We start from the raw sequence: 15,036 nt of genomic DNA, 5'->3' as shown, positions 1-15,036 counted from the left end.
TGTACCCGGTGCTCAGGTCTTCGAAGCAGACCGGTCAGTGCTGTTTGAGGCTGTTCGAGGCTGTTTGAGTCAGTGCCGTTCGAGTCAGCGCTGTTCGAGTGCAAGTTGATCGGCCCAGGCCGACACGTCGCCGCGTTCCAGAGCGACCGCGAGCAGTTCCGGAAACTTGTCCGGCGTGCACGCAAACGCGGGAATCCCGAGGGCACTCAGCGCCGCTGCATTGTCGTGATCGAACGATGGAGCGCCGTCGTCCGAGAGCGCCAGCAGAACCACAACCTGAACGCCGGCATTCTTCATGGCCGCCATGCGCCGCAGCATCTCGTTCCGAATACCGCCCTCGTAGAGGTCCGAGATCAGAACAAACATCGACTCGGCAGGACGCGAGATCAGCGACTGGCTGTACGCGATTGCGCGGTTGATGTCCGTGCCCCCACCAAGTTGGGTCCCGAACAGGACGTCGACGGGGTCGGACAGTTTGTCCGTCAGATCGACGACGGCGGTGTCGAAAACCACGAGCGAAGTCTTCAGCGCTTGCATCGACGCCAACACCGCGCCGAACACGGACGCGTAGACGACGCTGGACGCCATCGAACCCGATTGGTCGATCGCCAGGACCACGTCGCGCTGCACAGATTTCGACTTGCGGCCGTATCCGACTAGCCGCTCGGGGACGACGGTTCGATACTCCGGCAGGTAGTGCGACAGATTTGCTCGGATGGTTCTGTCCCAGTCGATGTCACGCAACTTCGGATTCGACGTTCTGGCCGAACGATTGAGTGCCCCGGTCACCGCGGCCTTCGTTTTCTGCGCGATTCGCTCTTCGACTTCCCGAACCACCTTGCCGACGACCATTCGAGCAGTGGCCTTGCTGGCCTCCGGCATGACCTGGTTGAGGCTCAGCAGCGTCCCGACCAGATGTACATCGGGCTCGACGGCATCGAGCAGTTCCGGTTCGAGCAGCAACTGCGCCAAACCCAGTCGGTCGATTGCGTCCTTCTGCATCACCTGCACCACCGTGCTGGGAAAGTACGTCCGGATATCGCCGAGCCATCTGGCGACGGACGGCGCCGACGCCCCCAATCCGGCTGAGCGGCGGCGCCCCTTGGTCGGGCCGGACGAGTCGTAGAGCGCTGCGAGAGCTGCATCCATTCGACTGTCGCCCGGTTGGCCCAGCCCTCCCGTCGATTCTTCGGCGGATTCCCCGAGCATCAATCTCCAGCGCCGAAGGCGCTGATCGTCGTCGCTCATACGCGCGCTCCCAGTATCTCGGCAACGACCGCCATTGCCGCTCGGCCGCGTCGAGTATCGGTCTCCACTGTCGTCTCGACGCGTCGTCCACCTCTGACCGCCTGACCGATCGCTCGACGCTCCCCTGCCTCGAAGGCTCCGAACGTGCGTCGAAGCAACGGAAGCGTGTCGATGAAGTCCTGCTCACGAAGTTGGCGGACCCACGTGTCGATCAGCGTGAGCAACGCTCGATCGTGAACGAGCACAAGCCCTCCCCCACCGAGAAACCCGTCGACCCACCCGGCTTTGGCGGTCGGCGCGCTTCCCACGGACAGGGCCCGAGACAAGCGCTGGGCTGCAGCGGTTTCCGTGATCGAACCGCTGTCGCGCAGTAGCCGCACCATCCGTCCGACGAGTAAACCGTTGACGTCGTCACGGTCGATCACGCCGGCCATCGCCTGCAGCCACCGTGCGCTCGCATCGCGATCGTCACGAACCATGACTGCCGAGTGAACCTTGTCGAGGTGATCGCGAAACTCCTCGGCGCTGGGATCGTCCAGTCCAGTGACGGCGACTGCGAGGCCGGTGCAGATCCGGATCAACAAGCTGTCGGCGACGTCGATCAACGCCGTCACATCGGTTCCGCGCACATCGCCGTATCGCAGCGTTCGGGTCAGCGTCGGTAGCGCCGCCATCAGATGTGACACGTCATGGTCTAGTGCCGCAACTGTTTTCACACTCTCCAAAACCGCAGACAAAGCTGCCGGGAGGTTTGCGAGCAGTGAGTTCTCCAGTAGTCCGATCAGTGACGCGAGAGTGATGTCCGGCTCGTTGATCTTCGAGACGACACGTGATGCCGCCGCTGCGGCCACCGTCGTACCCCACAGCGACGCCTCGATCACCGAGACCGAGAATTCGGGCTTCCATTGCAGCGCCCAAGTCTCTCGGAAAGTTCCGGTGGAACGGACCTCACTGTCGGCCGGGGTTCCCCAATCGATCTCGAGGATCCCCAGTCGGTGCAGGAACTGGGAACGCTCGACGTCGATATCGCGTCGCAGGTCCAGATCGAGATTCTTGACTCCCGCTTGTTGTTTGAGCCGCAAAGTCTTCGAACGTGCTCGCAGGTCTGCTTCGAGCGGAACCGTCGGAGTTTCTTCGGGCACCGTGCCCAGGGCTTCGCCCACAACGAGTCTTCGTGTGATCAGATCCAGAAGAACGTCGTTTCCGTCGCACATCACCGACTTCGTAGCCTCGGTAACTTCCGACAATCCGGCCAGCGGGCGAGAACGCAGTGCAGCCAACGTATCTGCCAATCGGACAGCTTCGATGACGTGAGCACTCGAGATGGGAAGGTCCTCGTCCCTGAGCACCCTCGCAACTTTGGTGAGCCACCGCGTGATCGTCTTGTCGTTCGCGGTGAACAGATGGTGATACCAGCCCGGCGAGGTGATTCCGGCTCCGTAACCCGATGCCGACGCCAGGCGTGAATGTGTCCAGGGAACCCAGGTCAGCGAGGTCTTGACCTTGGACATCCCCTTGAGAATGCGGGCGTCGGGAGCCGCAGGCCCCAGGGCTCCGACCAACGCCGGCGCGTGCCAAGCTCCGCAGACGACCGCTACCCGCTCGGCGCCATCCTTCAACGTCTTTCGCAGCACCTGCCGCATATACGCTTCGCGATGCGCTGTCTCCTCGTCGATCGGCACTGTCTCACGCAGCGCCTCCATCGCCTCGGTGATCGCATCGAAAGAATCTGCGCCCGAGCTTGATTCGATCACCGAATCCCACCAGCGTTCGGTGTCGTCGAAACCCGCGGCCGCGGCCAGTTCAGACAGAGGATCGCCCTCGCGGACAGTACGAATCCCCTGATCCGCCAACACGTTGAACGCGGGCAGATCGCAGAACCTTGCCTGCACACCGTTCTTCGCAGCCCACTGCAGCGCTTGCCATTCGGGTGAGAACACCGCAAACGGCCAGAATGCCGCCTTCGACGGTTCGCCAGTGGCGTACGCGAGCAACGCAATCGGCGGTTCCATCGACTCCGATGCCGCCAGCATCACCAACGGGTCTGCATCCGAAGGACCTTCGATCAGGACCACATCGGGGGAAAACTCTTCCAGGCCCTGCCGAACCGAACGAGCAGATCCCGGGCCGTGGTGACGGATACCGAAGACCCGGACACGCAGGTCCGGAATCACGATGGTCACCCGGTGACCTCGCGGCACGCCCGGTAGAAGTCGGACCACTCGCCGCGTTCACGCACTACTGCCTCGAGGTACTCGTTCCACACAACCTTGTCTGCGACCGGATCCTTGATCACCGAACCCAGGATTCCGGCAGCGACGTCGGATGCCCGCAGTACGCCGTCCCCGAAATGCGCAGACAACGCCAAACCGTTGGTGACCACCGAGATCGCCTCCGCCGTCGACAGAGTTCCGGACGGGGACTTCAACTTGGTGCGGCCGTCGGTGGTCGTGCCTGATCGCAGTTCCCGGAACACGGTGACGACCCGGCGAATTTCCTCGGCTGCTGCGGGGGTTGTCGGCAATTCCAGTGCTGCGCCCAACTGTTCGACTCGGCGTGCCACGATAGCCACCTCGTCCTCCTCGCTGGCCGGCAACGGGAGAACAACTGTGTTGAACCGTCGACGTAGTGCGGACGACAGATCGTTGACACCGCGATCGCGATCGTTGGCGGTAGCGATCAGATTGAAGCCCTTGGCTGCCTGCACCTCGATGCCCAGTTCCGGCACCGGCAACGTCTTCTCGGAGAGAATGGTGATGAGGGCGTCCTGCACGTCGGCCGGAATACGCGTCAACTCTTCGACGCGGGCGATCTTCCCGGTTTCCATCGCGGTCATCACAGGTGACGGCACCAGCGCACCGGCGGTCGGCCCCTCCGAGAGAAGGCGTGCGTAGTTCCAGCCGTAGCGGATAGCTTCCTCGGGCGTACCCGACGTGCCTTGAACCAGGAGCGTCGACGCACCCGAGATTGCAGCCGAAAGGTGTTCGGAGACCCAGGTCTTGGCTGTACCCGGCACGCCCAACAGCAGTAGCGCCCGGTCGGTGGCAAGAGTTGCGACGGCCACTTCCATCAACCGCCGTGGACCGACGTACTTCGGTGAAATGACCGTTCCGTCGTCGAGAGTGCCACCCAACAGATACGTCACCACGGCCCAGGGCGACAAGTTCCACGACGGTGGACGCGGGCGGGTGTCCTGCGCGGCCAGTGCTTCGAGTTCGAGTGCGTACTCCTGCTCTGCGTGGGGCCGCATCAGCTTTGCCGGTTCTGTGGTGGGCACGGTTGCGCTGTCAGTCATGTGAGCTCCTCGAGCAGGGTCTTGCGGTGGGTGATGGCGCTGGCAGTTCTGGCGAAGGTCTGCCGCCAGTCCGGGTCACGTGCACGTTCCGCAGCCCGATCGAGCAAAGTTACTGCGCTGTAGGGAAATCGACTCTCGGCTAGGCGTAGCGATGCGCTGTATTTGTAGCGCGAGAATTCGCCGGCCTTGGCGCCCCCATCGGCACGTCTGGCCGCAACTCGTTCCCACTGGGCCACGACTGCCCGGGTGATGTCGTCTGGCCATGGACCTCGCAGAGCGTCGTAGATCGCTGCCCTGCCCGGGTGCAGAACATTGGCGTCGCCGTTTCCAGACCTCAGCAGGTCAGCCAGCGCCTTGGCCGGCACCAACGGGAGTAGGCGTCGATCGGTTGCCGTGCCGCGTATGCGAAAGAGTTCCAGCGCCCATTCCGCATTGTTCTGCGCGACTGCAGCGGTGGACCAAGCGTCGTGAAGGATCGGCTCCCAGCCTTCGTCAACGCTCATCCCCATGACCTTGCCGGGTTCACCGATCATGTTGTTCCACAAAGACAACGGTGCAGAACTGATCGCCTGACGCACGTACTCGGCACGATAGTCGGTGTGTGGATTCGGCCGATCTTCGATGCCGTCTCGCCTCGACGCCGCATCGACTTCCTCAGGCGGCAGGATGACCAACGTGGATCGAAGCAGTTTCCGCTCCACCCGCGCCCATTTCTGAACCCGCGCAGCCATTCGCTCCCCGAACTCCGATTCGGGAATACGTCCGAGCACCTCCGCTGCTGCGCGTCGCACGTCCTTGCGACGGTCGTCGAGGGCTTCCTCCAACAATGGTTGATCGTCGGCGCTCGATCCGATTGCCAGAGTCGAGACAAATGCAGCCTTCTGTTCGCCCCGCTCGGTGCCCCACGATTTTCTGAGTTCGGCCAGTGCCAGCGCGGGATCTGTTCGGCGAGTGTCTATCAGCCACTGCGTGCGCTGGGACGAACTTCCGTGACGCCAGACATCCGGATTTGCATCCCTGGTTCGGACGAGCTTGCTCCACTCGGGGTTTTGCGCGGCTAGCCATCGGCCACGCTCGCCGACGATCTGCAGGATGCTCTCCCGGTGAGCTTCGCTCGCACGTGCAAAGGAAAGCAACTCGGCGACCAGATGATCAGGCGCACGGTAGTTGCGCTCCAACGCGACTGCGAACCACTCGTCGAGCAAGGTCGCCTTGGCCGCGAGCATCGACAGCAGGTGCGCCGATGAGGATTCCGGCAGCGTGAATCGCACATCGTCTGGAGCAGGTGTCGGCACGGCCGCCGTGTTGGAGCCCGCACCGCCACGGCGGTACGCCCTCTCCAACGCTGCTGCTGCCAGAAGCATCTCGGCAGGATCGCCGTCGAGTTCGCTGGCATGGCCTCGCACTTCGGCCGGCAGCTCCTCGAATGTTGTTAAGGTTCTGGCAGTCCCGAGAAGAGCAGCCGAGATCAAAGTGCTCACAGCACGATCACCTGCCCTCCCGTGAAAACCGAGATCGGAGTAAGAGCCAGCGCATTCCACGTTCCGCAGACCGTGACCGGGTAACCGCCGGAAATACCGAGCAACTTCCACAGAAGATCCGAATCACCTTCTGCCCGAAGCGCTGTGCCCGATTCGTCGACGAGAAACCAGGAACCGTCGACGAACGACGGGACCACCGAACTGATCACTGCCGGCCACGAGCGCAACCAGGGATCTGCGGCGAGGGCATCGGTAAACTGCTGCAACGCAGCGTCGATGCTTCCGAACGGCATGGTTGTGAAGGGCTCCGGTTCACCGTGCGTTGCCCCCATCCGCGCCCGCAATGCCGCGGCACCGGGATAGAAATGAACATCGGCATTGAGCAGAAACCCGACTGGCGGCGTTTCGGTGGCAAAATTGGGTGACCCGTGGGAGAAGTCGAGCAGCATGGCCCACCGTTTCGAATTCCTGCCGAGCATCCACACGGTTCGGGTGAACAGTCGCTTCTCCTCGGTGATCCCGGAACCGAGAATCATCCAGTTCTCTTTCACCGGAATCGATTCCATCACACTCTCGGTTGAGACGGGATAGCCGACGTGCGCTTTCACCGAATAGGCAAGATCTTCCGGCAACTCGGACAGCTTCTGATGCGCAGCGACCAGCAGGTGCAACCGAGCCAACTCGTCGAGGACCTTCTCGGGCCAGTTCTCCGTAGACGCAACGATTCCCGCCAATGCTCGAAGCGTGCCTGCAATACCGGGCGCCTGAGCATCCACCATTCGAGCGGCTACCGCGTCGAAGCCCGCCCAGGACGTGTCCATCGCCGCCAGACCGCCCCGGATCTGATCGGTGATCCACAGGTCCAATTCGACGAGCCCGCTCGCAACGCGGTCGGCGCGCTTCTGCGCTGTCGCCGGGTCGGGAGACTTCTTGGGCGCCTCGTCGCCGCTTTCGCCGGTGTTCTCGGTCTTCTCCTCGCGGCGCGACAACCACTCTGCCGCGAAGTCGGCCGGCTCGTCCGCCGTCGGCACACGCCCTTCCGACCATTCCACCAGCAGCCCCAGAGCATGTTTGCACGGAAACTTTCGACTGGGGCACGAGCACTTGTATGCAGGACCCCGCAGGTCAACCACTGCTTGATACGGCTTCGAGCCGCTGCCCTGACACAGCCCCCAGAGCGCGAGACCGCTACTGCCGGCATGGCTCCACGAACCAGCCAACTTACGCGCAGCGGCCAGCGATGCGGCGTCGGGAGCTACCGACGCCACCTGCCCAGCTGTCCACGGCGAAGTCACTCGACCACAGTATGACAACCCGCTGACATCGCAGAGTCAGGCCGATTCTTTAGTGAATCAGCTCTTGACTCGAACGCATGTTCGAGTATTGTCTGGGGTGGGGATCGGGGGATTCAATGAGTGTTCTGTTGTCGGATGTGGTCTCGGGTTCTGCGGTGGGGTTGCGCGGACGCATGTGGCGGTTGACGGCTTCTGAGTTGCGTGCTGCTGCTATCGAGGCGAGTGCGGAGATTCTTCGTCTCGAGGCTGTTCGGGTGGCGGTGGTGGACGAGTTGTCGATGCGGCCGGATGATCAGGTGATTGCCAGCCGCGGGGTGGGTTGCTGGTTGGCGGCGAACACGATGCTGCAAATCCGGGACGGGAAGAAGATCGCCGCCCTGGGTGCGGCGCTGCGGCCGTTTCCGGCGGTGGCTGCCCGGTTCAATGTCGGGGACTGCTCCTTCGATCATGCCGTGTTGATCGTGGCGTTCTGCGAGTCACCTCCGAAGGGGATGCCGGAGGAGGCGTTGCCTCGCTGTGTCGATTTGTTGTTGGCTGCTGCTTCGGGCGTGGAGGCGACGACGACGAAGGTGCGGAGTGTTATCGCGACCTTGGAGCGAGTGTTCGAGTCCGATGAGATTCCGCCCGCCGAGGATGTGGATCGGAATGAGTTGCGGATCGCGTCGACGTTGAATGGTCGGGTGGTGGTGCGCGGTGATTTCGATGCTCTCACCGGGGAAATGTTGTTGTCGGCGTTGTCGAATCTGACGATGCCGACCCCGGCACCGGATGGAACTCCGGATTCTCGGTCGGCGGCGAAGCGGACGGCGGATGGGTTCACCGAACTGATTCGCCGCTACCTCGACTGCGCGAAGACCGGTACGGATGGTGGTCAGCGGCCGCATGTGAATGTTCACATCAACGCCCGTGATCTGGCGGAGCATCGGGACTGCGCAGCCGCACCCTCGCCCGATGGTGGTGGAGTGGCTGTGTCGGATCTTGATGTCGGGCACATGCCGTGGCTCGGACCACTGTCCGTCTCGCAGACCATACTCCTCGGCTGCGATTGTTTCCTCTCCACTGTTCTGCTCGACGGTCACGGGGCTCCGTTGGATGCGAGACCCGGGAAACGGTTGGTCTCTGCGGAGCAGCGAGTGGCGTTGATCGCCCGGGACAAAGGCTGCGCGTTCCCCGGCTGCACATGTGTGCCCGCGTGGACGGATGCACACCACATCCGGCACTGGGCCAACGGCGGCCCGACCGTGATGAACAACCTTGTCCTGCTGTGCCGTTCACATCACCGATTGATGCACCGAAAAACCGGATTCGTCGGGAAATGGGAAATCCGAATAGGCACCGACAACAAACCGTGGTTCATCCCACCACCCTCGATCGACCCCGGCCAGCACCCACGGCCCGCGAACACCACCTTCAAAACCTGAGAAGAACCTCAGGCACAACAGAACACGGCCAGGCTCCGCATCGGTCATCAAACCCCGATACGGAGCCCACAGGCCGTGTCGCGTCCACAACTCACGACGTTTTGGCGGGGCGCAAGACCGATCTACCCAACAACTCACAAACCTGCAGGGCCAGAGCGAGATCCAACTTGTCTCGGCCGGCAGCGACTGGATCTCCGAGCGCCTTGTTGATGCGATACTTCACCGTATTCCGGTGCAGATTCATGTGATTGGCAGTGTGCAGATGGCTTTCTCCGTGGGCGAAGTACACACTCAACGTCGTCCGCAAGGATGCAGCAGAAGGCGTATCGTCCGCCAACGGGCCTAGCACCTCCCAGACCCATGACTTCGTAGAATCGATGTTCTCGGACAGAAGTGAAACCACAGCGACGCCGCGGTCCCCGAAGCTCACCACCGGCCGTTGCGGCGTATCCGGCACGGCAGCAACCGAATAGGCGGCGGTTGCCTGTTCGTGAGATCGCTTGAAACCTTCGACCCCTGACCCTGGCAGTCCGATTGCCACCCGCGCTCCGCCGTCCAACGGCACTGCCGCAGCGAGAACCTCCGGATCCGGCGCAGGCACCCGGCGACCGAACGGCAGCCACGCCCACACCGTGCGTCGATCGATGGCGGTGATGATCGGCGGCTTGTCCGCTCCCGCCGCTGCGCCGAGATCACGTACGAGTCGATCGAGCGTGTTGATACCCATGACGTCCGCATCCCATGTCGACCAAACCACCAGGGCGACGTGGTTCTGACCAAGTCGGTATCCGGTCTCAGCTTCGAAAGCAGCGGTATCTGCGTTGGTGCCGGACAGGAGGGCGTGGATCGCGGCCGAATGGAGGTTTCCCTGCGCTGCCATCCATCGACTGCGTTCCCTCTCGTACGCGTCGAAGACGTAGAGCGTGATCCAGTCGATGTAGCTGTAGACCACATCCGAAGTGTGTTTCAGGACAGCCAAAGTGAGTCGCGCCGGAATATCCAGTGTGCTGATTTCGTCGTGACAGATTCGCATCAGATCGCCTTGGCCCATGTGGTAGGCCCGAACGAGAGAGTTGGACGGAACGTCCCGCTGCGCCAGACGCAGAGCGTATTCCACTGCGGCAGTGGTCGGTTGGAGATGATCGATCGGAATGTCGTTGGCCAATACGTGGATGATCGTCGTGATGTTTCCCTGCACGCTGGCCTCGAGCATTTCGAGCAATTTGGCGTCTGCATCCAATTGGTCGATTTCGTGAGCCATCATGAAGGCCATCTCACGCGCAATGTCGGCACTGCGCTCGTCGAGTCGTCGGGCCAACTCGGCAACCACCACAAGCACTTCCGGCTCCGCGGCTGCAGGCACTCGGGCGAGGCGCCGCATCGCTCCAGCGCCTCGCTCCTTGTGCGACGGACTACTCACAGAACTTCCGCACCCTTTCGTCGCAGGTACTTCAGAGCCGATTCGGCCGCGTTGTACCCGCACATTCCATGTGCTCCGGCACCCGGCGGGGTCGAGGCCGAGCACAGGTAAGTGCCCGCGATCCCCGTGCTGTACGGATCGACTGCGACGCGCGGACGCAAGACAACCTGCAGTTCGGTGTTGGCACCTCCGATGATGTCGCCGCCTACCTGATTCGGATTGTCTTGTGCCAGGTCAGCTGTACCACTGCTCGATGTCGCGACGATCTGATCCCGGAATCCTGGCGCAAACCTCTCGATCTGACGAATGATCGCCTCCGTAGCGTCGCCGGCATATCCGTGTGGCACGTGCGCATAGGCGTACAGCGGATGAACGTTCCCGGCGGATCGGGTGGGATCAGCCAGGTATTGCTGACCGAGGAGCACGAACGGCCGGTCCGGCATGCGGCCTGAATTCGTCTCACGCTCAGCGGCCACGATTTCGTCGAAACCACCTGCCAGATGGACAGTTCCGGCCCGAGCGCAATCCGGATTGGTCCACGGCACATGACCTTCGATCGCAAAATCGACCTTGAACGCTCCGGGAGCCTGCTTGAACTTTCGATAGGCTCTCGCCACTCGGCCAGGGAGTCGATCGCCCAGTATTTCGAGCGCACCCCCCGGATTGACATCCAGCAGAACAACATCGGCGTCCGGAATCTCGGAGGCCGTGCGAACCCGAATGCCGGTGTCGATCTTGCCGCCGTGATCGAGGAGCATCGCGGCCATGGCGTCGGTGATCGAACGCGAACCTCCCTCGGCAACCGGCCAACCGTAGCGGTGACCAGCAGCAGTGATCATCAATCCCACCGCCGAGGTGGCCGGACGGTTGAGTGGATAGAAGGCGTGCGCGGCAACCCCGCCGAACAGCGCCTTCCCTTTGTCGGTCTTCCACAACTTCGCGGTCACGGTTGCCGGAAGCAGCGCTCGCGGACCGAAAGCTGCGAGCCGCAGCGGATGCCGCGGGACATTGACGATCGGGCGCATCAGGTCGGACGCCAATGCATCGAATCCCGTCGACAAGTCACCGAACATGCGTTGCCATCGAGATCCGTCCGCGCCGAGTCCCGCCGCCGTCTGCTCCAGCGAGCGGTACAGAACACCGGCGTCCCCGTTGTCGAGCGGATGCGCGCAGTCCACCTCTGCCCATCTCCAGATCAGCCCGTATCGCTCGAGGTCCAGCTTGGACAGGTACGGCGAGCCGATACCCATCGGGTGAAACGCCGAGCAGTGATCGTGAATCAACCCCGGCACGTCGATCGGACCGGAGCGGGTGCCTCCGCCGATCTGGTCGGCAGCCTCGAGCACCTGCACGTCCACACCGCTACGTGCGAGGTGTACCGCGGCAGCGAGCCCATTGGGCCCGCTGCCGACGACTACGGCCTTTGTCACTTACTCACCTCTTGCTCGCTACCGCTGGCCCTCGTACGCATCTTCGGCTCGGAGACAACCTGCGGATCTGTTGCCGCGCGGTCGGCCCGCACGTCCAGTGTCCACTGAACGTCGAACGGAATGGGCCCGTTCGGCAACCACGGTTGTTCGGCAACTGCGTCGGCGACCTTGAAAGTACCCCGTTCGATGACGCCGAGAGCGGCGTCGATCACCTGGTACTCCTGCGTTCCCTTGTGGATGGGCTGCGATTCGATCCAGGTCACCAGGAACTCGCCGGGCGCGAAATTGCAGCGACGCTGAATGGCGGCAATCAACTTCGCGTCGTGCAGGTGCCCGTCACCGAAGTTGAAGGCGACGATGGAGTTGCACATGAACTCGGCTTCCCGCAGCGAGTACGTGTTGATGTCGTCGCCGAGGTGCCTGATCATCAGTGAGAACAGTGCACGCCCCTGGCTGTGCATGGAACGCCAACCCAACAGCTGATGCAGAACGACATCGGACACATCTTCGGGGTACATCGTCATCAACTGATTACGCGTATCCGGCGACGGACGCTTGATGTACTGATCGATCTTTGCTTCGGCGCCCGGCGCGAATGCCCACGTCGCAGATGCCCAGTTGCCGGCGTACTGACGCATCGACGGCAGGAACGACACCAGATCGGGTCGAAGGTTTCCGAGAATGGGGAAGAAAGCAAGGGCTGCAATAATTCCCGCTGTGATCCAGGGTGAAGACATGGCGCCGAGGCCGTAGCCGTCCCACGCCGGGAAGCCCAGGAACAGGAAGACCGAGGCGTAAGCGAACAGAAGATTCCATTCCAGCGGAACGGCCAGCGGGAAGGTCGACGCGATGAAGAGATGGAATCCGACCATGAGGATCACGGCGAGGATGGTGAGTGTCTTGTTCGTCGAGAACAGCAGTATCAACGGGGTGACGATTTCGACCATCGTTCCGGCCACGTGTGCGACCCCGCCGCCGAGGTGCGAGGGCCGCAGATCCTCCGGGAAATTCCGGTAGTGCGCACGCTTGATCTTCTTCGACGGGATCCACGGCGTATTGCTGAGCATCGGGGGGACCACCAGCGAGAAGTGACGGCCGAACTTCGAGACACCGGCACCGATCCACACCATGACGATCAGCAGTTTGAGCGCCAGAATCATGTCGACGAAGGGCAGGAACGTGAAGAAGAAGATCGCTGGCAGGTACTGCTCACTACGGGCAGCGATGAAGGGCACCTTGTCCCGCAACCCGAGAATCACCATGAGCACGAGGAAGGAATACAAGACCGTCGGGCGTACCAGTCCGGCACTGTCGGCAATTGCCGAATCGATTCCTGCGGTGTGAACGCCGGGAAGAACCGCGGCAACAAGAAGATTGGCGACTACGGCGACGTAGATGAAGACGTCGAACACCGTGCGGGTGTCACCCGAGGTGAGCGGCACCTTGCCCGGCCACGGTGGAAGGCGAATCGTGCCGGGGCGGATCCAGTAGAGAACTCCACCGGTCATCGGTTTGAAATGGCCGGCCAATGGACCCCAAGACCCTGCCAGGCCCAGGATTTCGAGCATCATCGTCCAGATGATGAGTTTCTGGTAGACGATCGGCTGGTTCCACCATGATCCGATGTCGAACCACGAGAGGCCGGAAGTCAAAGTGGCAACGGCTGTTCCAGCTGCCAGGTAGAGGAACAACAGTTTCATGATGTAGACGGTGTGGACCATCTTCGGTGTACCGAAGCCGTAATCCACCCAGTGCGTGGACATGTCACGCAGACGCTCGAGAAACGGCTTGTCCATGAAGGTTGCCGGATCGACGGGAGGGAAGTTTCCTTCTTTGAATCCCATGATGTGCTCCTGAAATACGGAATGTGGGCATGACGGATCGACTCGACGCACGTCGTCGAGTTGTGCTGGTATTACGGGGAAGGGACTAGTGAGCGGGAGTTGCGCTCAGAGCTCGTCTCATTCCGGGTTTGTCGATCTTGCCCACCGGGTTTCGGGGAAGCGTATCGACGACGTAGATCGCCACTGGCACCTTTACTCGGGTGAGCAAGGCCGTGACATATTCGAGCAGTTCGCCTTCGGTGACGGGCGCGTCGGGGTAGGCAACGACATAGGCAACTGGCACCTCTCCGTAGACCTGGTGCGGAGCACCGATGACGGCGGCCTCGAGCACGGAAGGATGTGTGGCGAGCGAATTTTCGATCTCTTTGGGGTAGATGTTCTCGCCCCCACGGATGATCATGTCCTTGATGCGATCGACCAGGGTCAGGTAGCCGTCTTCGTCGAGGACCCCGACGTCGCCGGTATGCAACCAACCATCCTTGACGGTCTTCGCGGTCTCCTCCGGCTTGCCCAGATAGCCACGCATCACGTTGCCGCCCTTGATGACCACCTCTCCGGCAGTTCCGACGGGAGCAAAGGTTCCGTCCTCGGCAAGAATGGCAATCTGCTGGCCGGGCAACGCCGGGCCGACCGTACCCAGTTTGCGCAGGCCCTCCACAGGATTACAGGCCGACGCACAGGTCCCCTCGGTGAGTCCGTAACCCTCCACGATCACGAAACCGAAACGCTGCTCCGCGCGTTCGAGGAGTTCCTTGCTGATCGGCGCCGCACCGCACACGGCAAATCTCAAGGATGACGTGTTGATCGAGGCGTCTTCCGGCTGCGAGGTCAGCATCGCGTAGATTGCCGGCACCGCCGAGAAATACGTGGGGCGAAGCCGCGCAACGTCGTCGAAGAATCTCGAAACCGAGAACTTCCCGGTGACACTCACCTGTCCGCCGACAAGCAAGGGCGTCAGGACGCTGACGCAGATCGCGTTGACATGGAACAACGGCAGAATCAGCAGGCAGTGATCCGCGCCGGTAACACCGATGTTCTTGCCCATCGACGAAGCCATGAACTGCAGGTTGGAATGCGTGAGCATCACTCCCTTGGGCCGTCCGGTGGAGCCGCTGGTGTAGATGAGCAACGCCAGATCGTCTGCTGCAACATCGATTCCGGGTCGGGGATCGGTCGGCGGCACTGTCGCCAGATCGTCGACGACCAACACCGCACGGCCACCCGAGGGCGCATCGGCAGTAGCGGTGATGACCAACTCGGCCCCGGAGTCCGCGATCTGGTAATCCGCTTCGTTCGCGGTGAACATCGGATTGATGGGCGTAGCTGCAGCACCGATGCGCCAGGCAGCCATGATCGCGATCAGCAACTCGGCGCGATTGGGCAGCATGATCGCCACCACGTCACCGAGTCCGATTCCGAGTCCGGCCAATTGCGCGGCAACAGCTTCCGTACGCTCTGCGAACTCTTCATACGTGAGTTCGACGTGGTCGTCCCGCAGGCACGGCTTCTTCCCGTACTTCTCCGCAAGATCCCAAGCCAGATATCCGATGTCCGCCACGAGAGTCAGCACCTTTCATTCGTGTGTGACTCAAAACACTATCG

10 protein-coding genes are annotated in these 15,036 nt (G+C 62.0%); 1 reads left to right on the top strand and 9 read right to left on the bottom strand.

Annotated elements, in window-relative coordinates:
* Nucleotides 1–84: 84 nt before the first annotated feature.
* Genes EEB12_RS17680 through EEB12_RS17655 form a run of 5 tightly spaced genes read right to left on the bottom strand, consistent with a single transcriptional unit; the run spans nucleotide 85 to nucleotide 7,319 of the window.
* Nucleotides 85–1,248: a VWA domain-containing protein gene (locus EEB12_RS17680; RefSeq protein ID WP_046379481.1), complete on the bottom strand. Its 1,164-nt coding sequence runs from the start codon at nucleotides 1,246–1,248 to the stop codon at nucleotides 85–87.
* On the bottom strand, nucleotides 1,245–3,431 hold the full coding sequence (locus EEB12_RS17675; RefSeq protein WP_220095783.1) for a DUF5682 family protein: 2,187 nt from the start codon (nucleotides 3,429–3,431) through the stop codon (nucleotides 1,245–1,247). Before EEB12_RS17675 ends, EEB12_RS17680 begins: the two co-directional genes overlap by 4 nt.
* Entirely contained in the window at nucleotides 3,428–4,543 is a 1,116-nt protein-coding gene (locus EEB12_RS17665) for an ATP-binding protein (RefSeq protein ID WP_020971138.1), read from the bottom strand. The genes EEB12_RS17675 and EEB12_RS17665 overlap by 4 nt, the downstream gene beginning before the upstream one ends.
* The gene (locus EEB12_RS17660; RefSeq protein WP_141488229.1) at nucleotides 4,540–6,024 is read right to left on the bottom strand and encodes a DUF5691 domain-containing protein; all 1,485 of its coding nucleotides are present in this window, start codon (nucleotides 6,022–6,024) and stop codon (nucleotides 4,540–4,542) included. Before EEB12_RS17660 ends, EEB12_RS17665 begins: the two co-directional genes overlap by 4 nt.
* A complete protein-coding gene (locus tag EEB12_RS17655; RefSeq protein WP_060937816.1) occupies nucleotides 6,021–7,319 on the bottom strand; it encodes an SWIM zinc finger domain-containing protein in 1,299 nt (432 codons plus the stop codon). Before EEB12_RS17655 ends, EEB12_RS17660 begins: the two co-directional genes overlap by 4 nt.
* A gap of 116 nt (nucleotides 7,320–7,435) precedes the next feature.
* Here EEB12_RS17655 and EEB12_RS17650 point away from each other — a divergent pair, with 116 nt between their 5' ends.
* Nucleotides 7,436–8,740: an HNH endonuclease signature motif containing protein gene (locus EEB12_RS17650; protein WP_141488228.1), complete on the top strand. Its 1,305-nt coding sequence runs from the start codon at nucleotides 7,436–7,438 to the stop codon at nucleotides 8,738–8,740.
* A 91-nt stretch (nucleotides 8,741–8,831) separates the two neighbouring features.
* On the opposite strand, the gene EEB12_RS17645 is transcribed toward EEB12_RS17650, so the two are convergent.
* From EEB12_RS17645 to EEB12_RS17630, 4 genes are all read right to left on the bottom strand, one after another.
* A complete protein-coding gene (locus EEB12_RS17645) occupies nucleotides 8,832–10,121 on the bottom strand; it encodes a PucR family transcriptional regulator (protein WP_141488695.1) in 1,290 nt (429 codons plus the stop codon).
* Nucleotides 10,122–10,156: 35 nt separating this feature from the next.
* Complete coding sequence (locus EEB12_RS17640; protein WP_080910332.1) at nucleotides 10,157–11,590, bottom strand: phytoene desaturase family protein; 1,434 nt, start codon at nucleotides 11,588–11,590, stop codon at nucleotides 10,157–10,159.
* A complete protein-coding gene (locus EEB12_RS17635; RefSeq protein WP_141488227.1) occupies nucleotides 11,587–13,434 on the bottom strand; it encodes a DUF3556 domain-containing protein in 1,848 nt (615 codons plus the stop codon). Before EEB12_RS17635 ends, EEB12_RS17640 begins: the two co-directional genes overlap by 4 nt.
* 85 nt (nucleotides 13,435–13,519) lie before the next feature.
* The gene (locus EEB12_RS17630; RefSeq protein WP_141488226.1) at nucleotides 13,520–14,992 is read right to left on the bottom strand and encodes a class I adenylate-forming enzyme family protein; all 1,473 of its coding nucleotides are present in this window, start codon (nucleotides 14,990–14,992) and stop codon (nucleotides 13,520–13,522) included.
* Between the last annotated feature and the right edge of the window lie 44 nt (nucleotides 14,993–15,036).

It is taken from the genome of Rhodococcus sp. WS1 (genome assembly GCF_003797745.1).
Classification (GTDB): Bacteria; Actinomycetota; Actinomycetes; order Mycobacteriales; family Mycobacteriaceae; genus Rhodococcus_F; species Rhodococcus_F erythropolis.
This window is presented reverse-complemented; position numbering and strand designations above follow the sequence as displayed.

Coding starts and splice junctions, on each gene's coding strand:
- EEB12_RS17650 (WP_141488228.1), top strand. CDS start 7,436: ATGAGTGTTCTGTTGTCGGATGTGGTCTCGGGTTCTGCGGTGGGGTTG.
- EEB12_RS17645 (WP_141488695.1), bottom strand. CDS start 10,121: ATGCGGCGCCTCGCCCGAGTGCCTGCAGCCGCGGAGCCGGAAGTGCTT.
- EEB12_RS17635 (WP_141488227.1), bottom strand. CDS start 13,434: ATGGGATTCAAAGAAGGAAACTTCCCTCCCGTCGATCCGGCAACCTTC.
- EEB12_RS17680 (WP_046379481.1), bottom strand. CDS start 1,248: ATGAGCGACGACGATCAGCGCCTTCGGCGCTGGAGATTGATGCTCGGG.
- EEB12_RS17665 (WP_020971138.1), bottom strand. CDS start 4,543: ATGACTGACAGCGCAACCGTGCCCACCACAGAACCGGCAAAGCTGATG.